Source organism: Terrabacter sp. 2TAF16, assembly GCF_052115065.1.
Taxonomy (GTDB): Bacteria; Actinomycetota; Actinomycetes; order Actinomycetales; family Dermatophilaceae; genus Terrabacter.
The window spans coordinates 532,811-557,325 of sequence record NZ_JBFRFZ010000006.1 but is presented as its reverse complement, the minus strand read 5'-3'; the positions used below and the strand labels follow the sequence as shown (position 1 = coordinate 557,325).

The 24,515-nt window shown below is 72.3% G+C and carries 22 protein-coding genes; 10 read left to right on the top strand and 12 right to left on the bottom strand.

Going from position 1 to position 24,515, the window contains the following annotated elements; genetic code table 11:
- Positions 1 to 181: 181 nt before the first annotated feature.
- On the bottom strand, positions 182 to 1,540 hold the full coding sequence (locus AB4Z14_RS11435; RefSeq protein WP_442275262.1) for a cation:proton antiporter domain-containing protein: 1,359 nt from the start codon (positions 1,538 to 1,540) through the stop codon (positions 182 to 184).
- Positions 1,541 to 1,784: 244 nt separating this feature from the next.
- On the opposite strand from AB4Z14_RS11435, the gene AB4Z14_RS11430 reads away from it, so the two are divergent.
- A complete protein-coding gene (locus tag AB4Z14_RS11430) occupies positions 1,785 to 2,540 on the top strand; it encodes an ANTAR domain-containing protein (RefSeq protein ID WP_442275261.1) in 756 nt (251 codons plus the stop codon).
- A 45-nt stretch (positions 2,541 to 2,585) separates the two neighbouring features.
- On the opposite strand, the gene AB4Z14_RS11425 is transcribed toward AB4Z14_RS11430, so the two are convergent.
- On the bottom strand, positions 2,586 to 3,422 hold the full coding sequence (locus AB4Z14_RS11425) for a sigma-70 family RNA polymerase sigma factor (RefSeq protein ID WP_442275260.1): 837 nt from the start codon (positions 3,420 to 3,422) through the stop codon (positions 2,586 to 2,588).
- A 215-nt stretch (positions 3,423 to 3,637) separates the two neighbouring features.
- On the opposite strand from AB4Z14_RS11425, the gene AB4Z14_RS11420 reads away from it, so the two are divergent.
- A complete protein-coding gene (locus tag AB4Z14_RS11420) occupies positions 3,638 to 4,555 on the top strand; it encodes an SDR family oxidoreductase (protein WP_442275259.1) in 918 nt (305 codons plus the stop codon).
- A gap of 14 nt (positions 4,556 to 4,569) precedes the next feature.
- Here the strand turns inward: AB4Z14_RS11420 and AB4Z14_RS11415 are convergent, their stop codons facing one another.
- Together AB4Z14_RS11415 and AB4Z14_RS11410 are read right to left on the bottom strand one after the other, a co-directional pair.
- On the bottom strand, positions 4,570 to 4,941 hold the full coding sequence (locus AB4Z14_RS11415; protein ID WP_442275258.1) for a hypothetical protein: 372 nt from the start codon (positions 4,939 to 4,941) through the stop codon (positions 4,570 to 4,572).
- A gap of 60 nt (positions 4,942 to 5,001) precedes the next feature.
- Positions 5,002 to 6,183, bottom strand: coding sequence for a zinc-dependent alcohol dehydrogenase (locus AB4Z14_RS11410; RefSeq protein ID WP_442275257.1), 1,182 nt, complete (start codon positions 6,181 to 6,183; stop codon positions 5,002 to 5,004).
- An 80-nt stretch (positions 6,184 to 6,263) separates the two neighbouring features.
- Between AB4Z14_RS11410 and AB4Z14_RS11405 the strand changes: the two genes are divergently transcribed.
- The gene (locus AB4Z14_RS11405) at positions 6,264 to 7,217 is read left to right on the top strand and encodes an SDR family NAD(P)-dependent oxidoreductase (protein WP_442275256.1); all 954 of its coding nucleotides are present in this window, start codon (positions 6,264 to 6,266) and stop codon (positions 7,215 to 7,217) included.
- A 175-nt stretch (positions 7,218 to 7,392) separates the two neighbouring features.
- Here the strand turns inward: AB4Z14_RS11405 and AB4Z14_RS11400 are convergent, their stop codons facing one another.
- The 5 genes from AB4Z14_RS11400 to lysX form a co-directional block, all read right to left on the bottom strand.
- Positions 7,393 to 9,075, bottom strand: coding sequence for an alpha-amylase family protein (locus AB4Z14_RS11400; RefSeq protein ID WP_442275255.1), 1,683 nt, complete (start codon positions 9,073 to 9,075; stop codon positions 7,393 to 7,395).
- Positions 9,072 to 10,085 carry a TIGR03885 family FMN-dependent LLM class oxidoreductase gene (locus AB4Z14_RS11395; RefSeq protein ID WP_442275254.1) on the bottom strand — a complete coding sequence of 338 codons (1,014 nt, stop codon included), beginning with the start codon at positions 10,083 to 10,085 and terminating at the stop codon, positions 9,072 to 9,074. Before AB4Z14_RS11395 ends, AB4Z14_RS11400 begins: the two co-directional genes overlap by 4 nt.
- 143 nt (positions 10,086 to 10,228) lie before the next feature.
- Positions 10,229 to 11,128: an SGNH/GDSL hydrolase family protein gene (locus AB4Z14_RS11390; RefSeq protein ID WP_442275253.1), complete on the bottom strand. Its 900-nt coding sequence runs from the start codon at positions 11,126 to 11,128 to the stop codon at positions 10,229 to 10,231.
- Between the two features lie 73 nt (positions 11,129 to 11,201).
- Entirely contained in the window at positions 11,202 to 12,317 is a 1,116-nt protein-coding gene (locus AB4Z14_RS11385; RefSeq protein WP_442275252.1) for an alpha/beta hydrolase, read from the bottom strand.
- A complete protein-coding gene (gene lysX / locus AB4Z14_RS11380) occupies positions 12,308 to 15,682 on the bottom strand; it encodes a bifunctional lysylphosphatidylglycerol synthetase/lysine--tRNA ligase LysX (protein WP_442275251.1) in 3,375 nt (1,124 codons plus the stop codon). Before lysX ends, AB4Z14_RS11385 begins: the two co-directional genes overlap by 10 nt.
- A gap of 248 nt (positions 15,683 to 15,930) precedes the next feature.
- Here lysX and AB4Z14_RS11375 point away from each other — a divergent pair, with 248 nt between their 5' ends.
- From AB4Z14_RS11375 to AB4Z14_RS11365, 3 genes are read left to right on the top strand one after another with little or no spacing between them, the layout of a single operon-like run.
- Positions 15,931 to 17,454, top strand: coding sequence for an FMN-binding glutamate synthase family protein (locus AB4Z14_RS11375; RefSeq protein WP_442275250.1), 1,524 nt, complete (start codon positions 15,931 to 15,933; stop codon positions 17,452 to 17,454).
- A complete protein-coding gene (locus AB4Z14_RS11370; protein WP_442275249.1) occupies positions 17,451 to 19,172 on the top strand; it encodes a thiamine pyrophosphate-dependent enzyme in 1,722 nt (573 codons plus the stop codon). The genes AB4Z14_RS11375 and AB4Z14_RS11370 overlap by 4 nt, the downstream gene beginning before the upstream one ends.
- Before the next feature lie 2 nt (positions 19,173 to 19,174).
- A complete protein-coding gene (locus AB4Z14_RS11365) occupies positions 19,175 to 20,032 on the top strand; it encodes a class II glutamine amidotransferase (RefSeq protein ID WP_442275248.1) in 858 nt (285 codons plus the stop codon).
- 3 nt (positions 20,033 to 20,035) lie between these two features.
- On the opposite strand, the gene AB4Z14_RS11360 is transcribed toward AB4Z14_RS11365, so the two are convergent.
- Positions 20,036 to 20,629, bottom strand: a complete 594-nt coding sequence (locus tag AB4Z14_RS11360; RefSeq protein WP_056822168.1) for a TetR/AcrR family transcriptional regulator — start codon at positions 20,627 to 20,629, stop codon at positions 20,036 to 20,038.
- 97 nt (positions 20,630 to 20,726) lie between these two features.
- On the opposite strand from AB4Z14_RS11360, the gene AB4Z14_RS11355 reads away from it, so the two are divergent.
- Positions 20,727 to 21,281, top strand: coding sequence for an NADPH-dependent FMN reductase (locus AB4Z14_RS11355; RefSeq protein WP_442275247.1), 555 nt, complete (start codon positions 20,727 to 20,729; stop codon positions 21,279 to 21,281).
- A gap of 151 nt (positions 21,282 to 21,432) precedes the next feature.
- On the opposite strand, the gene AB4Z14_RS11350 is transcribed toward AB4Z14_RS11355, so the two are convergent.
- Positions 21,433 to 21,945 (bottom strand): MarR family winged helix-turn-helix transcriptional regulator, encoded by a 513-nt coding sequence (locus AB4Z14_RS11350; RefSeq protein WP_442275246.1) that lies wholly within the window; start codon positions 21,943 to 21,945, stop codon positions 21,433 to 21,435.
- Positions 21,946 to 22,019: 74 nt separating this feature from the next.
- Between AB4Z14_RS11350 and AB4Z14_RS11345 the strand changes: the two genes are divergently transcribed.
- From AB4Z14_RS11345 to AB4Z14_RS11335, 3 genes are all read left to right on the top strand, one after another.
- Complete coding sequence (locus tag AB4Z14_RS11345) at positions 22,020 to 22,205, top strand: hypothetical protein (RefSeq protein WP_442275245.1); 186 nt, start codon at positions 22,020 to 22,022, stop codon at positions 22,203 to 22,205.
- A gap of 133 nt (positions 22,206 to 22,338) precedes the next feature.
- The gene (locus tag AB4Z14_RS11340) at positions 22,339 to 22,665 is read left to right on the top strand and encodes a hypothetical protein (RefSeq protein ID WP_442275244.1); all 327 of its coding nucleotides are present in this window, start codon (positions 22,339 to 22,341) and stop codon (positions 22,663 to 22,665) included.
- 42 nt (positions 22,666 to 22,707) lie between these two features.
- On the top strand, positions 22,708 to 23,952 hold the full coding sequence (locus tag AB4Z14_RS11335) for a D-arabinono-1,4-lactone oxidase (RefSeq protein ID WP_442275243.1): 1,245 nt from the start codon (positions 22,708 to 22,710) through the stop codon (positions 23,950 to 23,952).
- A 28-nt stretch (positions 23,953 to 23,980) separates the two neighbouring features.
- On the opposite strand, the gene AB4Z14_RS11330 is transcribed toward AB4Z14_RS11335, so the two are convergent.
- Positions 23,981 to 24,460, bottom strand: coding sequence for a MarR family winged helix-turn-helix transcriptional regulator (locus AB4Z14_RS11330; RefSeq protein WP_442275242.1), 480 nt, complete (start codon positions 24,458 to 24,460; stop codon positions 23,981 to 23,983).
- Between the last annotated feature and the right edge of the window lie 55 nt (positions 24,461 to 24,515).

Here is a 24,515-nt window from a genome sequence, read left to right as displayed (position 1 = left end):
TGCCTCTCGGTGCACGCCGCCCGACGCACCGAGGGAGGAAGAGGGGGCGCCGGCGCGGGTTCGGGGGGCCGCTGGGCTGGAGCCTCCAGCAGGCCCATACCCGGGTAGCGGCCCGGCCACACCGATCCGGTGGATCGTGCGCGGTATGGGGTGGTTTCGCCGGACCGGCGGGGGTATGCCGTCAGGCCGGCCCTGCGACCCCGGCGCGCTCCCGCCGGCGCTCGAGGTAACGCATGACGGGGGTGGCGAGGGTGCCGTGGACCATGACTGACAGCAGGATGGTGAAGGCGACCGTCGACCACAGCCACCGCTCGTCGGCGAAGGCGTGCTCGCCGGCCGCGAAGGCGAGGTAGTAGAGCGAGCCGATGCCGCGCACTCCGAAGAACGCCGTCGCGAGCGTCTCGCGGCGGCCGAGCCCGCCCGGGAGGTCGGCCGGGCGGGCGCGCAGCCGCAGGCTCGCCCAGCCGGACAGCGGGCGGACGACGAAGACGAGGGACACGGCGATGACGACGCCGCGCCAGTCGAGCTCGCCGAGGACGCCCTTGGTCATCGCCATCCCGAGCATGAGCAGGATGACGAGGGTCAGCAGGCGCTCGAGGCGCTGGACGACCTCGTGCATCGAGCGGTGGTACCGGTGGTTGCGCTCGGCGGCCCGCAGCGTCATGCCGCACGCGAAGACGGAGAGGAAGCCGTAGCCCCCGACGAGCTGGCTCAGCCCGTAGGTCATGACCAGCGCGGCGAGCGCGAGCAGTGGCTCGCCCTGCTCCGCGAGTCGCAACGACCGGCGCGGCGAGCGGAAGGCGACGGTGGCCAGTCCCCACCCGACGGCCACGCCGACGAGCACGCCGACGACGACCTTGCCGACGAGGTCCCAGGCCAGCCAGTGCAGACCCCACGACGAGAAGCTTCCGGCCGATGCGAGGAGCACCGCGGCCGTGACGAAGGGGAACGCGAGCCCGTCGTTGAGGCCGGCCTCGGACGTCAGGGCGAAGCGGACGTCGTCCTGCTCGTCGACGGGCTCCCCGAGGGCCTCGCCGTCGTCGCCGTCGTCGTCGGCCTCGCCCGCGTGGCCGGTGCCGTCGACCCGGGGACCCTCCACCTGCACGTCGCTGGCGAGCACCGGGTCGGTCGGAGCGAGCGCGGCGCCGAGCAGCAGGGCCGCCGCGGGCGCGACGCCGAGACCCCAGCCGAGCAGGGCCACCGACGCGATCGTCAGGGGCATCGCGACGGCGAGCAGCCGCCACGTCGGTGACCACGCGGCCCAGGCGGCGCGGCTGCGCCAGTCGAACGAGCGGTCGATCGCGAGACCGACGCCCATGAGCGCGACGAGGATCGTGAACTCGGTGACCCGCTCGACCTGCGGCCGGATGACGACCGGGTCGAGGCGCATCCCCTCGGGCAGTGGCAGCAGCCCGATGGCCATGCCGAGGAGCAGGAGCACCATCGCGGCCGACACGGCATACCGGTCGAGGACGGCCGGGAGGACGGCTGCGAGGAACATCGCCAGACCGGCGATGAGGTAGATCAGGTTGATCGACATGACGACATGCGGGAGCTGCTCCTCGGGGTGGGCCTCATGATGACCTACCCGCGACGGTAGCCCTCCGGTCACGGGGACCCGGATGCGTCTCGCGCGGACCGGCAACCGGTGGTCCCTCAGCCATGGGACGCTGTCCTCCTGGCGCCCGCAGGGTGCCCGACGACCAGCAGCAGCACCGACCCGTGGACCCCTCGCCCGCCGCGCACCGGTCCACCGTCGGCACGGACCGAAGGTGGGTGGACCCGTGAGCGTGGACCAGCAGGCCGACGACGTCGTGCGCGAGATCGCCGAGACCTTCGCCAAGCTCGGCTCCGAGCTCGGCTCGATGGGGCCGACCGACACGCTGGACGCCGTCGCCCGCATCGCGGTCGAACGCGTACCCGGCGCCAAGTGGGCGAGCATCACGAGCTACGTGCACGGCCGGTTCCGCACCGTCGCCGCCACCGACGACGTGGCCCGCCGTGCCGACGCGATCCAGTATGCCGTCGGGTCGGGTCCCTGCATCGACGCCATCATCGACGACGCCCTCTACCGCCCGCGGGACCTGCGCCACGACGGCAGGTGGCCGGAGTTCGGCGCGAGGGTCTCGCGGGAGCTCGGGATGCGCAGCATGCTCTCCTACCGACTGGGGCGGGAGGTCGGTGACGGCATCGACGGGCTCAACATCTACTCCGACGAGGTCGGCGGCTTCTCCGAGCAGTCCGAGCTGGTCGGCCTGATGCTGGCCACGCACGGCGCGCTTGCTGCGGCGCTCTCGGCCCACCAGGAGCAGGTCGAGAACCTCCAGCGGGCGCTGCTGTCCAACCGCGAGATCGGCGTCGCGATGGGGGTGCTCATGACCCGACACCACGTGACGCGCGACCAGGCGTTCGGGCTGCTGCGGATGGCGAGCCAGAACTCCAACCGCAAGCTGCACGACGTGGCGCTCGAGGTGACCGAGACCGGTGCGCTGCCGGCGATCACGGGTGACCGACCGCGGCGCGCGCCCACCACGGACTGACGGCGTCAGTGGCCTGCGCTGCCTCCGCCGACTCCGCCGGGTCGCTCAGGAGGCGGTGCCCATCTCGGCGGCGGCCTCGGTGGGCGGGGTGTGTGTGTCCTGCTCGGCAAGGTGGTCATGGAGCCGGACGGTGATGCGCCGCAGGGTCCGAGACACCTGCATCTGGCTCACCCCGCGTGCCTCGCCGATCTCGCGCTGGGTCATGCCCTCGACGTAGCGCATGAGCAGCAGCTCACGCTCGTCGTCGTCGAGCTCGGTCAGCGCGTCGGCGAGGCACACCCGGTCATCCGCTCCGGCGAGGTCGTCGTCGTCCGCGGCGAGGAAGGCCTCGAGGCCGGGGCGCTCCTCGTCCGACGGGCTGCAGTCCAGCGACAGCGGACGGAAGCCGGTGGCTGCCGTGGCCACCTCGCGGACCTCCTCGACGGTCGCGCCGACTGCCTGGGCCAGCTCGGCGTCCGTGGGTGTGGCGCCGAGCTCCTGCTCGAGACGCCCCCGGACGGACTGCAGGTTGGCGCGGAGCTCCTGGAGGCGTCGCGGCGGCCGCACGACCCAGCCGCGGTCACGGAACCATCGCTTGAGCTCGCCCGAGATCGTGGGCACGGCGTACGCGGCGAACGAGGGGGCGTGGCCGGGTTCGTAGCGACGGACAGCCTTGACGAGGGCCAGGCGCGCGACCTGGACGAGGTCGTCGTGCTCGACGCCACGCCCGTCGTAACGTCCGGCCATGGAGGCGCAGAGATCGAGGTAGAGGTGGACGATCTCCTCGACGATCGGCTCGGAGTCCTCCGGTGTGCGAGCGGCGGCAAGGCGGCGGAAGAGCTCGGACGTCTCGGCGTCACGCTCGGCGAACGACAGTCGGGGATGCAGAGGGTGCTGCGACATGACTCATCTCCGGATTCCGGTGACGGAGTCGGCGCTGTGATTGGACCGCTCAGACGAATCGACAGTGCCACGCAGGAGCCCCTTCGCGCAACGGTCGCTGCCAACAAACGTCAGGTCCGCGTCCGGTCGGATGCCACAGCCGCTCGTGACGCCGGACGTCCGAGACCGCGTCGCCGGACCCGGCCGTGGGTAGGAGGAAGGCGTAGCGAACCCGAATGGAAGGACCGTCCGTATCCGAGATCGCCGACCGCGCCGAGAGCATGGTGCGCCACGACGACCAGGGCGGCTTTCCCGCCCAGCAGCAGGAACCACCCGGGCTGACGAGCGAGATGCATCCGGTTCCGGACCACGGGGAGGAGACCTACGTCGGGCACGGCCGGCTCGAGGGCAAGCGGGCGCTCATCACCGGTGGGGACTCCGGCATCGGACGAGCCGTCGCGATCGCGTTCGCCCGCGAAGGCGCCGACGTCGCGATCAGCTACCTGCCCGCCGAGCAGTCCGACGCCGAGGACACCCTCGGCTGGATCGAGAAAGCCGGTCGCGCGGGCGTCCTCGTGCCCGGAGACCTCGTCGAGCGCCAAGCCTGCATGCGCGTCGTCGCGGACGCCGTGCGCGGTCTCGGCGGACTCGACATCCTCGTCAACAACGCCGGCTACCACTGGGACCGTGGGCCGGAGGGGCTCGAGGGCCTCCAGCCGGAGCACGTGGAGCGCGTCATGCGCACCAATCTCCACGCGGTGCTCTGGCTCTGCCAGGCGGCGCTGCCGCACCTGCAGCCGGGCTCATCGATCATCAACACGACCTCGATCCAGGCCTACGACCCGTCACCGGCGTTGCTCGACTATGCGGCCACCAAGGCTGCCCTCAACAACCTCACCGTCAACCTGGCAGCCTCACTGGGCCCCAGGGGAATCCGTGTGAACGCAGTCGCGCCGGGTCCGATCTGGACGCCATTGCAGCCGGCGACCCGTGACAGCCGGAAGATCGAGACGTTCGGTGCCGACACCCCGCTGGGACGGGCCGGCCAGCCGGGGGAGGTCGCTCCGGCATACGTCTTCCTGGCGTCCCCGACGGAGGCCAGCTACGTGTCGGGCACCGTGCTCGGCGTCACCGGCGGTGGCGCGGTCTTCTGAGCCCCGCGGGGGTGTCAGCCTTCGCGCTCCCAGGGAGCGTCCTCGCCCATCTTCGCGTAGTACTTCGCGAGGTGGCTACGGACGCGGTCGCGGTCCTTCTCGGGCAGGTCGACCCCGCCGCGTGAGCCCTGCATGACGGCGGCGGCCGCCATGACGGCCCGGGGGACGGCCCTGAGACGCCCGTCGACCACGTCGGCGATGAGGAGCTTGTAGGCCGTGAAGTTCGTCTTGCTGTCCGCGTCGTACCAGACGTGCGCGTCGCGGTACTTCTCGTTGGGCCCCTCCTCCGCGCCTGCCCACGCCCGCACCCGCTTCTCGGCAGCGTCGCCGTCCCACTCGCGGTCGCGGTCAGCGAGGGGAAGGTCCTGGAAGCTCGTCACGCTCATGAAGGCATCTCCTTGTCGGGTGGTTGTCTGGACTGTGGTTGGACCGGTGAGCCGTGTCGCTCAGGGACGGAGGACGACCTTGAGGCATTCGTCCTGCTTCTCCTGGAAGACGCGGTAGAGGTCCGGCGCGTCCTCCAGGCTGCCGTGGTGGGTGGCGAGACTCTCGAGCTCCAGGACATCGTCGTCCGTGCGGACGATGTCGAGGAGCTCGTCGCTCCAGCGGCGCACGTGGCACTGGCCCATCCGAACCGTCAGGCCCTTGTCGAAGAGCTCCATCATCGGCATCGGGTCGGCCATGCCCCCGTAGACGCCGCTGATGGACAGGGTGCCGCCCCGGCGCACGGCTGCGACCGCGGTGTGCAGGGCCGCGAGCCGGTCGATCCCGAACGTCTCGACCACCCCTCGAGCGATGGGCTTGGGCAGACGGCTGGCGCCGGCGATGACCTTCTCCGAGAACGGGTTCCCGTGGGCTTCCATGCCGACCGCATCGATGACGGCATCCGGTCCTCGGCCTTCGGTCAGGTCCTTGAGCGCCTGCGCCACGTCGGTGTCGGACGCATCGATGACCTCGGCCCCGCTGACCCGGGCCCGCTCGATCCGGTCGGGCACGAGGTCGACGCCGATGACCCGGCCGACGCCGCGGTGCAGCGCCGAGCGGACGGCGAGCTGACCCACCGGACCGAGCCCCAGCACGGCCAGGGTGTCGCTGCCGTTGACGTCGGCGTACTCCACGGCCTGCCACGCCGTGGGCAGGATGTCGGAGAGGTAGAGGAATCTCTCGTCGGGCATGTCGTCGGGGACGACGATGGGCCCGAAGTCGGCGTGCGGCACCAGGACCCTCTCCGCCTGACCGCCGGGCACCGAACCGTAGAGGCTCGTGTAGCCGAAGAGGCTGGCGCCCTTGCCGGAGTCGGTGTTCTGCGTCGTCTCGCACTGCGCGAACAGGCCGCGCTGGCACATCCAGCAGCGACCGCAGGAGATGTTGAACGGCACGACGACACGATCGCCGACGGCGAGCGTCGCGACACCTGGACCGACCTCCTCGACGATCCCCATGAACTCGTGCCCGAGCACGTCCCCGGGCTTCAGGTACGGCGCCAGCACCCGGTAGAGGTGCAGGTCCGAGCCGCAGATGGCGGTCGAGCTGACGCGCACGACGGCGTCGGTGGTGTGAGCGATGACGGGGTCGGGTACGTCGGTCACACGAACGTCCTCGATGCCGTGCCAGGTCAGAGCCTTCATGTGGCGGACCTACCCATGGTGAGCACAGAGAAACCTGCCGGCGGATGGGGTCACGGTGTGTACGACGCCAGGAGGCGAGCATGAGTTCGACCGAAGAGCCTGTCCGGGACCAGCCGGTGGCCCTCGTCCTGGGGGCCTCCCGCGGGCTGGGCTTCCTCGTCGCGAGGGAGTTGCTGACGCGAGGTCACCGGGTCGTCGTGGCGGCCCGTGACCAGGCGGAGGTCGCGGCTGCCGCCCAGGCCCTGGCCGCGCACGGTCCGGTCACGGCGGAGCACTGCGACGTACGCGACCGGCACGACGTGGGCGACCTGATCGGCCGGGTGGAGCACTCGGTCGGACCCATCGAGGTGCTTGTGACGGTGGCAGGCGTCATCCAGACCGCACCGGTCGAGTCGTTGGTCCTGCACGAGTTCGAGGACGCCATGGACACGATGGCCTGGGGGCCGATCCATGCGGCGATGACGGTGCTGCCGCACATGCGTCGGCGTGGCCACGGCCGGATCGGGACGGTGACCTCGATCGGTGGCATGGTCTCACCCCCGCACCTGCTGCCGTACGCGACGGCGAAGTTCGCCGCGGTCGGCTTCTCGGACGGTCTCGCCGCCGCGCTGAGCGGGACCGGCGTCACGGCGACGACGATCGTCCCGGGCCTGATGCGGACGGGCGGTCACGTGCACGCGCGGTTCGGGGGAGACCCTGAGGCCGAGTACGCGTGGTTCGCCCCTGCGGCCTCGCTGCCGCTGCTCTCGATCGACGCCGAGCGTGCAGCTCGGCGCATCGTGGACGCGGTGCTGTCGGGTCGGCCGATGGTCGTGCTGACGCCGTTGGCCTGGGTCGGCATCCGCGTGCGAGGCCTCGCGCCGGCGACGACGACGCGCGTGATGGGGCTCATGGGCTGGCTCCTTCCGAGCGCGCCCGCACGCGGCGGGGCGCACACCGTCGACGGCGCCGAGGCACGGCGGCGGCTCGGGTCGCCCCTCGTCGACCGGCTCGCGACGCTCGGCGACCGAGCGGCCAGACGCAACAAGGGCTGAGCGACGACCCGTCGGCCGTGAGCCGCAAGGGTGGCCGGGCGTCCGACGACGACGACGGGACGAAGGACCGGCTGATGAAGCGCGCCCGCGAGGTGGGCATCGGGGGCCGGTCGGGCATGAACGCGTCGCAGCTCACCCCCGCCCTGCGCCACCACAGAGGCACTCACGCGGATCGTCAGAGGAGCGGGTCGTCGCCCTCGCCAACCACGAGCAGCCAGCGGTAGCCGTACGGCTCGATGTCGACCTCGACAGGCCCCGACGGCGGCACGGTGACGTCGGGACGGTCCCCGAGGACGTCGACGAGCCGGGCGCCGGCGGGCAGATCGGGCACGGTGAAGGGCACGATGGCGCCGTCCTCGCCGAAGTTGTGCAGCGCGACCATCGCCCAGTCACCGGAGCGGCTGACGTGCGCGAGGACTGCCGGTACCGGGTGGTCGAGCACCTCGACGGTCGCCCACCCGCTCTCGGGGAGCTGGCGGTAGCGGCGCGCCAGACGGCGGACGAACCACCACAGCGACTCCGGGTCGCGGCGCTGGTCGGAGACGTTGACGTGCTGCGGTCCCCAGACCCCGGCGGGCATCGGGCGGGTCAGGCGCTTCGGGGTGGCGGAGGAGAAGCCGCCGCTGGGTGTGGGTGTCCACTGCATCGGGGTCCGCACCGCGAGCCGGCCCGGGACGTCGAGGTTCTCACCCATGCCGATCTCCTCGCCGTAGAAGAGCACGGGCGTGCCGGGCAGGGAGAACATGAGGGAGTATGCGAGCCGCACCCTTCTCTGGTCACCGCTCACCATGGGCGGGAGGCGGCGTCTCAGACCCCGGTCGTACAGCTGCATCTCCGGATCAGGTCCGAAGGCGTCGAAGACCTCGCGTCGCTCCCGCGTGGTCAGCTTGTCGAGGGTGAGCTCGTCGTGGTTGCGCACGAAGCTGGCCCACTGGCTCGTCACGTCGAGCGGCGGGCGCTCGCGCAGGGCCTCGGCCAGCGGTCCGGCGTCTCCGCGGGCGAGGGAGAGGTAGAAGCGCTGCATGCCGATGAAGTCGAACTGCATGTTGAGACCGTCGCCGTCGTCACCGCCGAAGAAGCGCCGCTGCTCGGGGTAGGGCAGGTTGACCTCACCGAGGAGCACCGCGTCCCCGACGCGACGGGTGACGAACGACCGGACGTCGCCGAGGTAGCGGTCGGGGTTGAACGCGTCCGCGTCGTCGACGCCCGGCACCCCGTCGCGGGCGAAGAGGAACGGCACGGCGTCCACCCGGAAGCCCGAGACGCCGAGCTCGAGCCAGAAGCCAAGCGTCCGGGAGATCTCCTCCTGGACAGCAGGATTCGCGACGTTGAGGTCCGGCTGGTGCTTGTAGAAGTGGTGGAGGTAGTAGTCGCCCGTCTTCTCGTCGCGCTCCCAGATGCTGTCCTCCTGGTCGGGGAAGACGACGTCCTTGGCGCTCGACCGGGGCTTCGTGCGGCTCCACACGTAGTAGTCGCGGTACGGGTCCTCACGGCTGCGCCGGGCGGACTTGAACCACGGATGCTGGTCGGAGGTGTGGTTCATGACGAAGTCGATGATGACCCTGATCCCGTGGGCACGGGCGGTGCGCATCAGCTCGACGAAGTCACCCAGTGTGCCGAGGCGTGGGTCGACGCCGAAGAAGTCGGTGATGTCGTAGCCGTCGTCCTTGCGGGCCGTCGGGTAGAAGGGCATCAGCCAGAGGCACGTCACGCCGAGGTCGGCGAGGTACTCGATGCGGTCGGTCATCCCGCGCAGGTCGCCCACCCCGTCGCCGTCGGAGTCCTGGAACGTCTCGATGTCGGCGCAGTAGAGGACGGCGTTCTTCCACCACACGTCTCCCGTGTCGCTCATCCTCATCGGTCCTCCTCCCGTGCACCCTGAGGTGAGGCGCCTTGCGCCGCTGGGCTGGTCACCGAAAGCTGGGGCAGCACGGATGTGCCGAACGCCTCGATGAAGGGTGCCTGGTGCTGGCCGACGAAGTGCACGTAGAGCTCGTCCCAGCCCATGTCGGCGTAGTCCTGGAGCCACTGCGCGTGGCGGTCGAGGTCCGCCGAGACGAGCACCGCCTCGCGGACCTGGTCCGGCGAGACCGTCTCGCCGATGAGGTCGAAGGCCTCGACCGTCTCGGTGTCCCACGCGACGGGCGGCCCGATCACGTTGCTGCGCCACTGGTCGTGGGCGACGTGCAGGGCCTCGTCCTCCGTGGGAGCCCAGCTCACGTGCACCTGCAGGCGGGCGGGACCGCGTCCACCGGCGTCGCGGTAGGCCGCCAGGACCGTGCGCAGCGTCTCGGGTGGTTGGTTCACCGTGATGAGGCCGTCGGCCCACCCGGCGTGACGTGCGGCCGTCTCTGCGGTCACCGCCGGCCCGACGAGGTCGGGCACGGGATCCGCGAGGGTCCAGAGCCGCGCCCGGTTGACCGACACGAGCCCGTCGTGGCTCACCCGCTCTCCGGCGAGGAGGCGACGGATGACGTCGACGCACTCGACGAGGCGGGCGTCACGGACCTCCTTGCGGGGCCACACGTCACCGGTCACCCGCTCGTTCGAGGCTTCGCCCGACCCGAGCGCGGCCCAGAAGCGTCCGGGGAACATCTGTCCGAGCGTCGCGATGGCCTGCGCGGTGACGGCGGGGTGGTAGCGCTGCCCCGGCGCGGTGACGACGCCGAACGGGAGGGTCGTGGTCGCCAGGGCCGCACCCAGCCAGCTCCACGCGTACCCGGACTCGCCCTGCCGGCTGCTCCACGGCGAGATGTGGTCGGACGACATGGCCGCCGTGAAGCCGGCGTCCTGCGCCGCACGGACGTCCCGGAGCAGCTGGGCGGGGTCGATCTGCTCGTGCGAGCAGTGGAAGCCGATGACGGTCATGCCTCCCCACGCAACCGCACCTGAGGGTGCGCCGTCAACGCCCAGCGGTCCGGAGTGCCTGCGGCTGTTGGGATCTCGACTGAATGGGTATGAGGCAAGACCTCGTCCGTCCAGCCCACACTCCAGCCCACTCCGGTCGACCCTCAGGACGCCCCGCGCCAGGCCGCGACCGCCCCCGCCGTGGCGAGCTCGTCCACGACGGCGGTCGAGAGGAGGGTGTGGCCACTCGAGTTCGGGTGGTCACCGTCGTCGAGGAGGTCACCCGTCGGGTCCCGGGTGCCCGACGTGCCCTTGAGCGGGCTGTACGCGTCCACGTAGACCGCGCCCGTCGTCGCGGCCACCTGGTGGACCGTGTCGTTGACCAGGCGGGTGAGCTCGTCGCTGCCGAGGACGAAGTCCTCGCCGAGAGCCCGGCCGACCGAGCCGTCGACCGTGACGTTCCAGTAGCCGAGCAGGGCGATCCGCAGGTCGGGACGGTGGTCGACGCGGTGGATCGCCGTGATGATCCGGGTCAGGCCGTCGCGCAGGCCGGCGATCGTGGCGGACCAGCAGCCCGACCCGGCGGCCGGGAAGCAGCCCTGGTCGTCGACCCGGTCGAGATCGAAGTCGTTGGCCCCCACCTCGACGAGGACGAGGTCGGCGCTCGCGAGGTGGCCACGGGTGGACGAGGAGCCGAGGTCGTCCTCGACGTCCGACGTGGTCCAGCCGCCGTTCGCGTCGTTGTGCACCACCCAGCCCCGGTGGGTCAGCGCGCCGAGCCGCTGACCGACCTGCTCGACGTAGCCGGTGCAGCCGCACGTCTCGGCCGACGGCACGGAGTCCCCGAGACCCACGAGCGTCAGCGGTCCGGCCGGCGTCGTCTCGGAAGCGGACGGCGTCGCGGGAGCCGGGCCCACCGTCGTGGCAGACGCTTTCGGTGCCGCGCCGGGATCTCCCAGGAGGGTCGGCGGTCCGAGTCCGGGCACGACACCGCTCAGCCCCAGGGCGGCGAGGACGGCCAGGCCGAGCAGCGCCGCGAGGAGGTGGCGAGGTCGCGGGCGCACCCCGCGCCCCCGGGGCCGGCCGCGGCTCGAGGGGCCGTCAGGGGCCCGGCCCGGCGGCATACGTCGTCCGGTCTCAGGCACGGAAGCCCGGCAGGGTCTGGGCCAGCCACGCGAGGGCGGCCGGGACGTAGGGGGTGAACACCGAGTCCCGGTGGCCACCGTGTGCGAGGACGGTGCCCGTCACGTCGAGCGGGCTCCGGGCGACGCTGAGGAACTTCGACGTCGTGGGGTAGGACAAAGGGTCCTCGCGGGAGGTGAGCACCCACATCGCCACCGGCGGCGGCGCGGTGTGCGCCATGGTCACCAGGTCGTAGCCGCGCTGGGTCGCGGTCGTCAGGGGGTCGTAGGCCGCACTGAAGTCCGGACGGAAGTAGCCGAGGAGCACGACGGCGGCGCCGAAGACGTCGGGGTGGCGCATCGACAGCGACGCTGCGCACCAGGCACCGTAGGAGTAGCCGAGCGTGGCCCACGACGTCCGCGCCAGCGTGACCCGGAAGTGGTGCGCGGTCCACGCGGGGATGTCGTGGGCGAGCCACGTGTCCGTCTGCGGCTGTCCGACCCCGCCGTTGACGCACTCGGTGTCGAGGCTCGCCGGGGTGTCGATGCGCGGGACGACGACGATCGAGGGGGCCAGCCGGCGCTCGGCGGTCAGGGCGTCGACGGAGCTGAGGAAGTCGAGCTTGAGGAAGCCCTTCGGCCCGCTCGGGAAGCCGTGCAGGCCGAGGATGACGGGATAGGTGCGCGAGGACCTCGGGTCGTAGCCGACGGGCAGGTGGACGTAGACCTGGCCCTCGGCGTTCGACCGCGTGTCGACGACCGTGTACGTCTGCAGCCGCGAGCCCGGCTGGGGGAGGGGTGGCAGCACTGCCGGTGTCGTGACGCCGCGGAGACCGGGACCGGCCACGGCGGCCGTGACGACCTCGGGGCTCGTCCCGCCGTGGTGCACCTGGACGGACGTCGAGCGGGAGCCGAAGAGGTCACCCCAGCTGGAGTAGAAGAGGTACTGGTCGTTGAGGGCGGCGCCTGCGAGGGCGAGGACGAGGACGTTGAGCAGCACGACCTGCACGCCTCGGACGACGGCGCGCGAGATGCCGGAGCCCCACCGGGGCAGGCCGGCGACGACCAGTCCGAAGACGACGAGCGCGAGCACGGAGAGCAGGACGATGGGGCCGGGATCGGTCAGCTCCATGCGGGGCTCGTCTCTCGGTCGGCCCGACGCGCGCCCATCGGACGCACGAACGGGAACGTCAGCACCGAGCGGATCGAGCTGTGGGTCAGGAGCATGACGAGCCGGTCGACACCGATCCCGAGACCTCCGCTGGGTGGCATCCCCAGCTCGAGGGCGTGGAGGAAGTCCTCGTCGACCTCCATCGCCTCGGGGTCGCCTGCGGCGGCCTTGAGCGACTGCTCGGTGAGCCGCGCCCGCTGGTCGACGGGGTCGGTCAGCTCGCTGTATGCCGTGCCGACCTCCATCCCGGCCACGACGAGGTCCCAGCGCTCGACGAGCCCGGCCTCCGTCCGGTGCGGCCGGGTCAGGGGCGAGGTCTCGACGGGGAAGTCGATGTAGAAGGTGGGCAGCATCGTGACCGGCTCGACGAGCTCGGCGTAGAGCTCCTCGATGACGGCCCCGGCGCCCATCTCGGGGCGCACCGTGATGCCGTGGACCTCGGCCAGGCCGAGCAGCACGTCGATGTCGGTGTCGACGGTGACCCGCTGTCCGACCGCGTCGGAGACCGCGTCGAGGACCTTCACCACCGGCCACTCCCCGCTGATGTCGACGAGGTCGACCCCCTGCATGCCGTCGCCGTCGAGCGCGTCGAGCCCGTCGAGCGCGTCGCGGCGCGGACCCGGCACGGGCAGCGGGATGACCTCCCGGCCGTGGACGGTGCGTGCCGCGGCGCGGACGAGCCGCTCGGTGAGGTGGCGCATCGTCGTGTAGTCGGCGTGCGGCTGGTAGACCTCGAGCGAGGTGAACTCCGGGTTGTGCGTGGCGTCCGCCCCCTCGTTGCGGAAGTTGCGACCGAGCTCGAAGACGGGACCGAGCCCGGCGACGAGGAGCCGTTTGAGGTGCAGCTCGGGCGCGATGCGCAGCGACAGGTCGACGCCGTAAGCGTTGATGAACGTCCGGAAGGGGCGCGCGCTCGCACCGCCGTGGGTCGTGTGCAGCATCGGGGTCTCCACCTCCAGGAAGCCAGCGTCGCCCAGCGTCCTCCGGATCGACCCGACGACGGCCGAACGGCGCCGCAGCAGCTCGACGTCGCGCGGGTGGACGAGCAGGTCGGTCGAGCGCCGGCGCGCCCGGGTTGCCGGGTCGTCGAAGGCGCGGAACGGGACGGGGTGCAGGCACTTGGCCTCCATCCGCCAGTCGTCGGCGAGCAGGCTCGGGGTGCCGGTCCGGGACCGGCCGGTCGTGCCGTCGACGCGGACGAGGTCGCCGACGTCGACGAACGAGGTGAACCGGTCGAGGCATTCCCGGCCGAGGCGGGCCGCGTCGAAGAGCACCTGCAGGCGCGACTCGCCGTCGACGAGGGTCGCGAAGGCGACGCCGCCGTGGTCGCGCACCTCCCGCACCCGTCCCACGACGGACAGCGTTCGGGGGGCCTGCCACGCGTCCGGGCCGAGGGTGGCGATCGGGATCGTCGTCACCGAGGCCGCGCCGACCGGGTAGGCGTCGACCCCGGCCGCGCGCATCCGGTCCAGGGCGGCGGCGCGGTGGCGGAACTGGTCGGACCGGCGCGGGCCGAGGCCCTCGACGTCGACGGGCGGCGCGCTGATCTCGGCCACCTGGGCGAGGTGCTCGGCGTCGAGCTCGGTACGGCCGGTGCGGACGTTGCGGATCGACGGGTGTCGCACGAAGCCCTCGGCCGCCCCGGCGGCGAGCGCGACCTGTGGGAGGGACACGGCGTCGTCGTAGCAGAGGAAGCGCGGCTGCCACGCCGGCTCGTACTTCTCGTTGGCCCGGTAGAGGCGCTCGAGCTGCCAGACGCGGTCGAAGAGGCCGAGGACCGACGCGCCCACCCGCGTCAGCGACCGGGACCCCAGCCGCTCGGCGTCCTCGAACACCGAGCGGAACATGCAGAAGTTGAGCGAGACCCGTGCCAGGCCGAGCCGGTGGGCGTGGGCGAGCAGCTCGCTCACCATGAGCTCCGTGACGCCGTTGGGGGCGTCGGGGGAGCGCCGCATGACGTCGAGCGAGACGCCTGAGCGGCCCCACGGCACGAGGGAGAGCACCCCGACGAGCGACCCGTCGGCGGCGTGGGCGGTCACGTGGAGGACGTCCCCGTCGGCGGCGTCGCCGCCGCGCCCGAGGGCCATCGAGAAGCCGCGGTCGGTCTCGCCCCCGCGCCACGCCTCGGCGCGGTCGGTGATCTCGGCGACCTCGTCGGCCCGCAGCTCGCGCTGGCGACGCACGCGGACCTCGAGTCCGGCTCGGGCCGCCCGCGCCACGGCGTGCCGGACCGGCGAGAGCGAGGCCCTCCGGAGGTCGAAGCGCGCGGGGTCGAGGATCGCCTCGTCCCCGAGGAGCAGCACGCGCATGCCCCCGGTGGCGGCGTAGGCCCGGGCGCCGCGCTCGCTCGCGCCGACGACGGCCGGCACCCAGCCGAACTCGCGTGCCTCGGCCCGCCAGGCCTCGATGGCCGGCTGCCAGCTGTCCGGATGCCCGACCGGGTCGGCGCTCGCCAGGGAGACCCCGGCGACGACCCGGTAGGTGACGGCGGCCCGACCGTCGGGGGAGAAGACCGAGGCCTTGTCACGACGGGTCGCGAAGTAGCCCAGGGAGTCCTCGGACCCGTCGCGGGCGAGGAGGCCGCGCAGGGCCACCTCGCGGTCCGGCGACCAGCGGCTGCGTGGGCGGGCCGAGGCGAGGAAGAGGGTGACGGCCGCGAGGATCGTCAGGCCGGCGCAGACCGCCACGACGTCGACGACCCAGGGTGGGACGAGCGCGAGGGTGCGGCGGCTCACACCCCCGAAGACGGCGAGCACGGTGTCGAGGAGGGGGTCGACCTGGGAGCGGGGAGCGCCGACGGCGCCGAGGAGCAGCCAGGCCACCCCCAGCGTCACGACGGAACCGACGGCGAGCGCAGCGAACGCAAGGCCCCACGAGCCACGCTGGAGCCGGCCGGTGAAGTCGTGCCGGATCCGCCAGAGCCACCACAGGGCCAGGGCTGCGACGAGGGTCGAGACGATGTCGAGTCCGCGCCCGAGCTCGCCGCGACTCACCCACATCTCGGTCCGGGGGAGCCGTGCGGCCGGCACGAGCGCCACGAACCCGACGTAGATGCCGAGGACCTGGAAGACGGCGACGAACCACAGCCCGATCCGCTTGCGGCCCAGCAGTGCCCGAGTGGCCAGGGCGAGGACGACCACCGACACGAAGGTCGGGGCCACCGGCACGTTGAGGAGGCCGAAGATGCCCTCGGCGAGGAACGGGTGCGGTCGGCGTCGGGCCAGCAGGGTCAGCAGCAGAGCGACGAGGGTGGCGAGAGCGTAGAGGCCGGTGAGCAGTCGCGCGGGACGGTGCGAGGCCGGCGCCCGCAAGGTTCGGGTGCCCATGTCGCAGACGATCCACCTGCGCGCTGGACGGTCGCTGGGCGTTGCCTGCGAACGCCCCCCACAGGCCGCGCCCAGCCCGCATCCAGTCTCGTACGGGCCCAACCGGTTCAGGAACCTCTCAGGTATGCGGTTCACCGTCGCGGGTAGGTCTCGGGTGGACGCGAACGTCGGAGTGCTCGTCCCGAACGGGCACCCGGGGCGGACGAGCACGGGTCGCGCAAGGCGGCACGTCGGGCGAGGAGGCAGTCGTGGGTCGAAGCAGGTGGGTGGTCGGTGGAGCCGGGGCGGGTGCGGTCGGACTCGCGGCCTGGGACCTCCTCCAGCGCAAGCACACGATCCTGCGGCGCTATCCCGTCGTCGGGCACCTGCGCTACCTCCTCGAGGACATCCGGCCCGAGCTGCAGCAGTACTTCATCGAGCGGGACTGGGACGGCCGCCCGTTCGACCGCGACACCAGGTCGGTCGTCTACGAGCGGGCCAAGGGCATCCACGGCGAGCGCCCGTTCGGGACCGAGCTCGACGTCAACGAGGTCGGCTACGAGTACCTCGTGCACTCTGCTGCTCCGGCTGACCCGCCCGACACTCCGGCCCGCGTCCTCGTCGGCGGTCCTGACTGCACCAAGCCCTACTCCATGGCGCTGCTCAACGTGTCGGCGATGAGCTTCGGTGCCCTGTCCGCCAACGCGATCCGCGCGCTCAACCAGGGCGCGGCGCTCGGTGGGTTCGCGCACGACACCGGTGAGGGTGGCCTGTCGCCCTATCACCTCGAGAACGGGGGCGACATCGTCTGGGAGATCGGCACCGGCTACTTCGGTGCGCGCACCAAGGACGGCGACTTCGACCCGGCAACCTTCTCCGACAAGGCATCCGGCGACTCGGTCAAGTGCGTCTCCCTCAAGCTGAGCCAAGGCGCCAAGCCCGGCATCGGCGGGGTGCTGCCGGGGGCCAAGGTGACGAAGGAGATCGCCGACATCCGCCAGGTGCCGCAGGGGGAGAAGTGCGTCAGCCCGTCGAGCCACCGCGTCTTCCGCACGCCGGTGGAGCTCATCGAGTTCATCGGCCGCATGCGTGAGCTGGCCGGCGGCAAGCCCGCCGGTTTCAAGCTCTGCGTCGGCTCCCGGGTCGACGTCCTCGCCATCTGCAAGGCCATGCTCGAGGTCGGAACGACGCCCGACTTCATCGTCGTCGACGGCTCCGAGGGTGGCACGGGTGCTGCGCCGCTCGAGTTCGAGGACCACGTCGGGATGCCGCTCACCCACGGCCTCATGACCGTGCACAACGCGCTCGTCGGCGTCGGCCTGCGTGACCGCGTGCGCATCGGCGCGAGTGGCAAGGTCGCGGCCGGCAACGACATCGTCAAGCGCATCATCCAGGGGGCGGACTACACCAACTCGGCCCGCGCCATGATGATGGCCGCCGGCTGCATCCAGGCCCAGCGCTGCCACACCGACAAGTGCCCGAGCGGCGTCGCCACCCAGAACCCGCGCCGCGCGCGAGCGCTCGACGTCGGCGACAAGAGCGAGCGCGTCCACCGCTACCAGCAGGCCACGGTCGACGAGGCGATGCGGATCATGGCGGCCATGGGTGTCACGGACCCCTCGCGCCTGACGCCGCACCACCTGCGGATCAACGTGTCGGCGACCCGCAACCAGTCCTACGCCGAGCTCTACGACTGGCTCGCGCCGGGGCAGCTGCTGGCCGAGCCCCCGCGGGACTGGGCCCATGACTGGGCCGCAGCGAGCGCCGACCACTTCGGCGGGAGCCCGTCATGACCACCGTCGCCGAGCACATCATCACCTCGCTGGCGGACGCCGGGGTGACGCAGGTCTGGGGGGTCGTCGGCGACGCCCTCAACCCGCTGACCGACGCCATCCGCACGGAGGACCGCATCGAGTGGGTCGGGGTGCGCCACGAGGAGGTGGCGGCCTTCGCCGTCAGCGCCCAGGCGCAGCTGACCGGCACGCTCGGGGTGTGCATGGGCACGGTGGGACCGGGGTCGATCCACCTGCTCAACGGGCTCTACGACGCGAAGAAGTCGCACGCGCCGGTCCTCGCCATCTGCGGCCAGGTGCCGAGCCCCGAGATCGGGACCGACTTCTTCCAGGAGGTCGACAACAACGCCCTCTTCGCCGACGTCTCGGTGTGGTCCCAGACCCTGACCTCGGCGGGACAGCTGCCCTACCTGCTCGAGCAGGCCGTCAACGCGGCACAGTCGATGCGCGGCGTCGCCGTGCTGACGCTGCCGGGCGACGTCGGCGACCTCGCACTCGACAAGGGCGTGCGTCCCGCGACGTTCGCACCGACCGCGGTGCCGGCGCCCGCACCGGTCGCGCAGGTCGAGGCCGCCGTCGCCGCCCTCGCCGGTGACGCTCCCGTGACGCTCCTCGTCGGGTGCGGTGCGCGCGGGGCCCGCTCGCAGGTGCTCGAGCTGGCCGACGTCCTCGCCGCCCCGATGGTGCTGACGCTCAAGGCGAAGGAGGGACTCGAGCACGACAACCCCTTCGAGGTCGGCCAGTCCGGCCTCATCGGCAACCCCGCCGCCGCCCAGGCCATGGACGACTGCGACGTGCTCGTCCTCGTCGGCACCGACTTCCCCTACCGCGACTGGTACCCGACCGGCAAGACCGTGATCCAGCTCGACGCGCGCGGGGAGCACGTCGGCCGGCGCACCCCCGTGCAGCACGCCCTCGTCGGCGACGCCGCGTCGACGCTGGACCTGCTCGTGCCGCGGCTCCGCCGACGCGAGGACCGCGGGCACCTCGAGAGGGCGCGCACGGCATACGCGACGTGGCACGGGCGTCAGCGCTCGTTGCTCGACCCGGACCACGACCGCACGCTCCTCGGGCGGGCCCGAGCCGTCCTCGACAACCCCGACGAGCGCATCCGGCCGGAGGCGGTGGCGGCTGCCGTCGACCGGCTGGCGCCCGACACGACGATCTTCACGAGCGACACCGGCATGTCCACCGCGTGGCTCGCCCGGTTCGTGACCATGCGTGGCACGCGTCGGCTCGTCGGCTCCTACAACCTCGGCTCGATGGCCAACGCGATGCCGATGGCGCTCGGGGCGCAGGCGCTCGACCGAACGCGTCCGGTCGTGGCCTTCGCCGGCGACGGTGGACTGATGATGCTGCTCGGCGACCTGCGCACCGCGGTGACCTATCGGCTGCCCGTCGTCGTCGTGGTCTTCGACAACGGTCGGCTCGGCATGGTCAAGCTCGAGCAGGAGCAGGGTGGGCTGCCGGAGTTCGGGACCGAGCTCGACAACCCCGACCTCGCTGCGGTCGCTGCGGCCATGGGTCTGACGAGCCGCCGGGTCACCGAGGCCGACCAGCTCGACGACGCCGTGACGTGGGCCCTCGCCACCGACGGCCCGGTGCTGCTCGACGTCGTGACCAACCCCGACGAGGTCGCGATCCCGCCCAAGCCCAAGCTCGCCCAGGGCTGGGGCTTCGCCATCGCCAAGTCCAAGGAGGCCGTGGAGAGCAGGTAGCCGTGTGTCGTCTCTTCGGGATGAGTGCCGGTCGCGCGCGGGTGTCCGCGACGTTCTGGCTCCTCGACGCACCGGACAGCCTGAGTCGCCAGTCGCACCGCAACCCCGACGGCACGGGCCTCGGCACCTTCGACGAGGCCGGCCGCCCGGTCGTGGAGAAGCAGGCGCTGGCGGCCTGGGACGACGCGGACTTCGCGAGCGAGGCGAAGGAACGGCGCAGTGCGACCTTCGTGGCGCACGTCCGCCACTCGTCCGGCACCGGGCCGCGCCCCGAGAACACCCACCCCTTCGAGCTCGACGGCCGGCTCTTCGCGCACAACGGTGTGGTCCAGGGGCTGCCCCGTCTCGAGGAGCACCTCGGCGCGGCGATGGCGACGGTGCGCGGCGACACCGACTCCGAGCGCCTCTTCGCGCTCGTGACCGCCGAGACCGCCGCTGCCGGCGGGGACGTGGCCGTGGGGATGGAGCGTACCCTCGGCTGGGTGGCCCGGCACCTGCCCGTGTATGCCGTCAACGTCGTCCTGACGACGCCCACCGAGCTGTGGGCGTGCCGCTACCCCGACACCCACGCCCTGTGGCTGCTCGACCGTCGGCAGCCCGGCGAGGTCCTCGACCACCGCAGTGACACCGGCACGCACGTCGTCAGCGACGAGCTGGCCGACGCACCGTGCGTCGTCGTCGCGAGCGAGCGCCTCGACGACGACCCCGCGTGGCGGATGCTCGACCCCGGCGTCCTCGTCCGGGTCGGCCCGGACCTGTCGGTGACCGAGCGGGCCGTCGTCGACCCGGAGCCGCGGCACCGCCTGCAGCCGGCCGATCTCGGCGCGGCCGCGGCCTCGCAGCGACCGACCGGGAGGTGAGGCTCAGCCGGCCTCGACGACGCGACGCACGAGATCGGTCCAGGTGGCGAGGATGCGCTCGCGGGTCACGCCGGCCTCGAGCTGGGGCAGGACGAAGGTCACGTCGAGCGGGGCGAGGAGGGACAGGGCCATGACCGGCAGGTCCCCGGTCACGTCGAGCTCGGCGAGCAGGTGGCGCACGTGGGCCACGAGGAAGGCGACCGCGGGCAGCGACCGGCCGTGGCGACCCGCAGCGGCGACCATGAGGTCGCCGCTGACGAGGGTGCGCTCGAGCCGGGACTCGCCGAAGGCGAGGAGCCGGTCGAGCGCGGGCGCGCCGGGTCCGAGGGGTGGTGGACCGGAGATGACCCGGCCCTGCCACCGTGCCTCGCCGTGGTCGAGGAGGGCCGACATGAGGCCGGCTCGGCTGCCGAAGCGACGGAACACCGTGCCCTTGCCGACACCGGCCTCGGCGGCGACGGCATCCATCGTCACCGCGTCGACCCCGTCGCGGTCGACGAGCCGGTGCGCGGCGTCGAGGAGGAGCTCGCGGTTGCGCGCCGCGTCACGCCGCTCGGGGCGGCGGTGCAGGTCGAAGAGCGGTGGCTCGGTGGACACGGTCGTGATCCTAGGTCGGACGACGGAGCGTGCAGGGCGACCGCGATGACCGGTCGCCCTCGGGAATACAAGCGGACCGCGGTCCGTTTGTCCTCCCATGACCACTGCTGCCCCTACCCGCACGCGCGTCGCCGTCCTCGTCGGAAGCCTGCGCACCGAGTCCGTCAACCGTCGCATCGCCGAGTCGCTGCGCGACCAGGCGCCCGAGGGTGTCGAGATCGACATCATCGACGGCCTCGGCGCCCTGCCGTTCTACAACGAGGACATCGACGGCGACGACGTGCCTGCCACGGCTGCCCAGCTGCGCGAGAGCGTCGCGGGCGCCGACCGCGTGCTCGCCGTGACGCCGGAGTACAACGGCACCATGCCTGCCGTGCTCAACAACGCCATCGACTGGCTGTCCCGCCCCTACGGTCAGGGCGCCATCACCGGCAAGCCCTTCGCCGTCGTCGGCGCGACCCCGACCCCCTACGGCGGCAAGTGGGCCCACGACGACACCCGTCGGTCGGCAGGCATCGCCGGTGCCGTCGTGCTCGACGACGTCATCGTGTCGCAGACGACCATCGACACCGACGTGCTCGGCGACCCCGAGGTCTTCGGGCGACTGCAGGATGCGCTCAGCGCCCTCGTCGACCACCGACCCGCGGCCTGACCCGCCTGCCCCACGTCCGACCTCCCGGCTCGCGACGAGCCGACGACCCGCTGGGCCCGGACCGATGTCCGGGCCCAGCGGCATACCCGGGCCCAGCGGCGTACCCGGGCCCAGCGGCGTACCCGGGCCGTCGCGCCCCGTCGGGTCGCGCTCAGTCGGTCACCGTCGTGGCGGCGATGACCCGGGTCAGTGAGGCGTGCAGCGCCTGGAGGTCCTCGACCCGCACCCCGAGCCGCTCGACGATCTGCGGCGGCACGTCGAGCGCCTGCTCGCGCAGCCGCCGGCCGCGCGGCGTCAGGGTGATGGCGAGGGCACGCTCGTCGTCGGGGTGCCGGTCGCGCGTCACGAGACCTGCGGCCTCGAGCCGCTTGAGCAGGGGCGAGAGCGTGGCCGGCTCGAGGCTGAGGAGCCGGCCGATCTCGCGGACGGTGAGGGGTGACCGCTCCCAGAGGGCGAGCATGACGAGGTACTGCGGGTGGGTGAGCCCGAGGGGCTCGAGCACCGGGCGGTAGAGCCCGATGACGTTGCGGGCCGCCACGGCGAGGGCGAAGCAGACCTGCTGGTCGAGCTTGAGCAGGTCGTCGGGGGAGACGGTGGAGCCGGCGGTCTCTCCGAAGCGGGTGGTCGGTCGCGGCGTGGTGCGGGCGGTGGCGCTGCGGGTCATCGAGGCCTCGTCGTCGGGGTGGCTGGATCTGTGTACACTAACAGTTAGTGCACTAACTAACTGGAGGCAGCATCGTGTCGAGATCGACGCCCCGTGACGGACTCTCGATCGGGTACCGCATCGGCTACCGCCTGCGCCTGGTCGCCCTGACCGTCTTCGGCCCGGCGCAGCTGGGCGAGGGCAATGACCCGACGGCCCGGCTCGCGCGCGAGCGCGCGGCGAAGGTCGCCGCGGCCCGGGCCGCCCGCGACGCACACTGACCCCGGCGATCCGAGCAGCTCCGGGCCGCTGCGGGCTGCGCGACCCGCGCGGCATCCGTTCGCGCACAACGGGCCTCACGCGGAGCCGACGGGAGTACCGTCGGGAGTGACGCATCGGACCCTGGAGGTGCCCATGGGTGATCGTGTAGGACTCATCGTCATGCTGGCCGTCGTCGTGATCCTCGTGATCGGCCTCGTCATCGTGGGGCCCCGTCGAGCCGGACGCGACTCCAGCGAGTCGCTCAACAAGCATCGCGACGACACCGAGCAGGCGCGTCGCGACCACCCGGAGGGAGCCGAGCGCTCCCACCTCGTCGGCAACCCGCCCGTCGACACCATCACCGCCGACGGCTGGGGCGTGGCCCGTCCGGGCGAGGGTGCCGAGCCCGAGGAGCTGCCCGAGGACGTCCACCCCGAGCTCCACGAGGACCGCAGCCACCGCCGGCGTCACCAGACCTGACACTGCTGACCTCGCCTCGGCCGCCGCGGGCAGACTGGGGCCATGGCGGAGACGAACTGGGCCGGCAGTCACACCTACCGGTCCCCGATCGAGGGGGTGCGCTCGGTCGAGCACCTGCAAGAGCTCGTCGCGGCGGCCCCGCGCGTGCGCGCCCTCGGGTCGCGGCACAGCTTCACCGACCTGACCGACGTCACGGACGCTGACGACGGCGTGCTCGTCTCGCTCGTCGACCTGCCGACCGCCGTGGTCGTCGACCCGACGACCCGCACGGCCCGCGTGACGGGGCACGCGGCATACGGCCAGGTGGCGACCCGGCTGCACGCGGCGGGGTGGGCCCTCGGCAACCTCGCGTCGCTCCCGCACATCTCCGTCGCGGGTGCCGTCGCCACCGGCACGCACGGCTCGGGCGCCGGAAACGGCTCTCTCGCAACGGCCGTCGCCTCCCTCGACCTCGTCGGTCCCGACGGTGAGCTGCGCACCGTCAGCCGTGGGGACGCCGACTTCGAGGGCAGCGTCGTCGCCCTCGGTGCGCTCGGGATCGTCACCTCCGCCACCCTCGACGTCGAGCCCACCTACGACGTGCGACAGGACGTCTTCACCGGCCTGTCGTGGGACGCGCTCACCTCCGGGCTCGACGCGGTCACGAGCAGCGCCTACAGCGTCAGCCTCTTCACCCGGTGGGGCGAGGCGGGCATCGACCAGGTCTGGCTCAAGAGCCGCGGCGAGCAGGCGCCCTGCGAGCCGTTCGGCGCGGTGCCGGCGACCACGACGATGCACATGCTCGACGGTGCCGACCCGGAGTCGGTGACGGCCCAGGGCGGCGTGCCCGGCCCGTGGCTCGACCGGCTGCCGCACTTCCGGATGGGCTTCACCCCGAGCCGCGGCGAGGAGCTCCAGAGCGAGTACCTCCTGCCCCGCGAGCACGCCCTCACCGCGATCGAGCGCCTCCGCGGCCTCCGGAACCTCATGGCGCCGGTGCTCCAGGTCTCGGAGCTGCGCACCGTCGCCGCCGACGGCCTCTGGCTCAGCGGCTCGCACGGGCACGACGTCGTGGCCGTGCACTTCACGTGGGTCCGCGACGTCGAGCGCGTGTATGCCGTCCTGCCGGCGGTCGAGGCAGCCCTCCTGCCGCTCGGGGCGCGGCCGCACTGGGGCAAGTGCTTCGTCGCGGGCGTCGACGAGCTCGAGCCGCTCTACCCGCGGATGGCCGACTTCCGGTCGCTGCGGGCGAGGGTCGACCCGGAACGCGTCTTCGGCAACGCCTTCCTCGACCGCGTCATCGGCTGAGGCACGACCGGTCTGGACGACGCCGCGCTCAGTGGCGCTTGCGGCGCCCGGGGCTCGACGTGTGCGAGGTGTCGATCCGGGTGGTGACCTCGCGCAGCGAGGCGGCGAGGGTCCCCAGCGTGGCGGCCACGTCGTGCAGGTCGTCCCCGTCGAACGCGTCGAAGGCCTGGGGCAGCCAGTCCCTGACCTCGCGGAGCCGGAGCACGCCCGACTCGGGGATCTCCACCGAGCTGCGCCGCCGGTCGGTCGGGTCGGGGACGCGTCGCACCATCTCGCGCTGCTCAAGGCGGTCGAGGAGCGTCGTCGTCGAGCTCGTCGTCAGGCCGAGGGCGGTCGAGAGCTCGGTCTGGCCCATGGCGCCACGGGCCAGGAGGTAGCTGATGGTCCGACTCTCGTTGACCGAGAGGTCGAGGCGCGCGGCCACCGCGATGCGGTAGCGCTCACCGGCGAGGATCAGCTCTCTCAGGGCGACCGTCGCGTCGTCGCGGGCCTGGGCGCGGGGGCTCATGCGCCCAATCTACTGAGGCCGTCTCGTTCGTTGGTCTGGTCGCTTGATTGTCGAA

What these genes read in the sequence shown, in the direction of transcription:
- AB4Z14_RS11435 (WP_442275262.1), bottom strand. Translation starts at nt 1,540, where the DNA reads ATGTCGATCAACCTGATCTACCTCATCGCCGGTCTGGCGATGTTCCTC.
- AB4Z14_RS11425 (WP_442275260.1), bottom strand. Translation starts at nt 3,422, where the DNA reads ATGTCGCAGCACCCTCTGCATCCCCGACTGTCGTTCGCCGAGCGTGAC.
- AB4Z14_RS11420 (WP_442275259.1), top strand. Translation starts at nt 3,638, where the DNA reads ATGGAAGGACCGTCCGTATCCGAGATCGCCGACCGCGCCGAGAGCATG.
- AB4Z14_RS11415 (WP_442275258.1), bottom strand. Translation starts at nt 4,941, where the DNA reads ATGAGCGTGACGAGCTTCCAGGACCTTCCCCTCGCTGACCGCGACCGC.
- AB4Z14_RS11410 (WP_442275257.1), bottom strand. Translation starts at nt 6,183, where the DNA reads ATGAAGGCTCTGACCTGGCACGGCATCGAGGACGTTCGTGTGACCGAC.
- AB4Z14_RS11405 (WP_442275256.1), top strand. Translation starts at nt 6,264, where the DNA reads ATGAGTTCGACCGAAGAGCCTGTCCGGGACCAGCCGGTGGCCCTCGTC.
- AB4Z14_RS11400 (WP_442275255.1), bottom strand. Translation starts at nt 9,075, where the DNA reads ATGAGGATGAGCGACACGGGAGACGTGTGGTGGAAGAACGCCGTCCTC.
- AB4Z14_RS11395 (WP_442275254.1), bottom strand. Translation starts at nt 10,085, where the DNA reads ATGACCGTCATCGGCTTCCACTGCTCGCACGAGCAGATCGACCCCGCC.
- AB4Z14_RS11385 (WP_442275252.1), bottom strand. Translation starts at nt 12,317, where the DNA reads ATGGAGCTGACCGATCCCGGCCCCATCGTCCTGCTCTCCGTGCTCGCG.
- lysX (WP_442275251.1), bottom strand. Translation starts at nt 15,682, where the DNA reads ATGGGCACCCGAACCTTGCGGGCGCCGGCCTCGCACCGTCCCGCGCGA.
- AB4Z14_RS11370 (WP_442275249.1), top strand. Translation starts at nt 17,451, where the DNA reads ATGACCACCGTCGCCGAGCACATCATCACCTCGCTGGCGGACGCCGGG.
- AB4Z14_RS11355 (WP_442275247.1), top strand. Translation starts at nt 20,727, where the DNA reads ATGACCACTGCTGCCCCTACCCGCACGCGCGTCGCCGTCCTCGTCGGA.
- AB4Z14_RS11350 (WP_442275246.1), bottom strand. Translation starts at nt 21,945, where the DNA reads ATGACCCGCAGCGCCACCGCCCGCACCACGCCGCGACCGACCACCCGC.
- AB4Z14_RS11340 (WP_442275244.1), top strand. Translation starts at nt 22,339, where the DNA reads ATGGGTGATCGTGTAGGACTCATCGTCATGCTGGCCGTCGTCGTGATC.
- AB4Z14_RS11335 (WP_442275243.1), top strand. Translation starts at nt 22,708, where the DNA reads ATGGCGGAGACGAACTGGGCCGGCAGTCACACCTACCGGTCCCCGATC.
- AB4Z14_RS11330 (WP_442275242.1), bottom strand. Translation starts at nt 24,460, where the DNA reads ATGAGCCCCCGCGCCCAGGCCCGCGACGACGCGACGGTCGCCCTGAGA.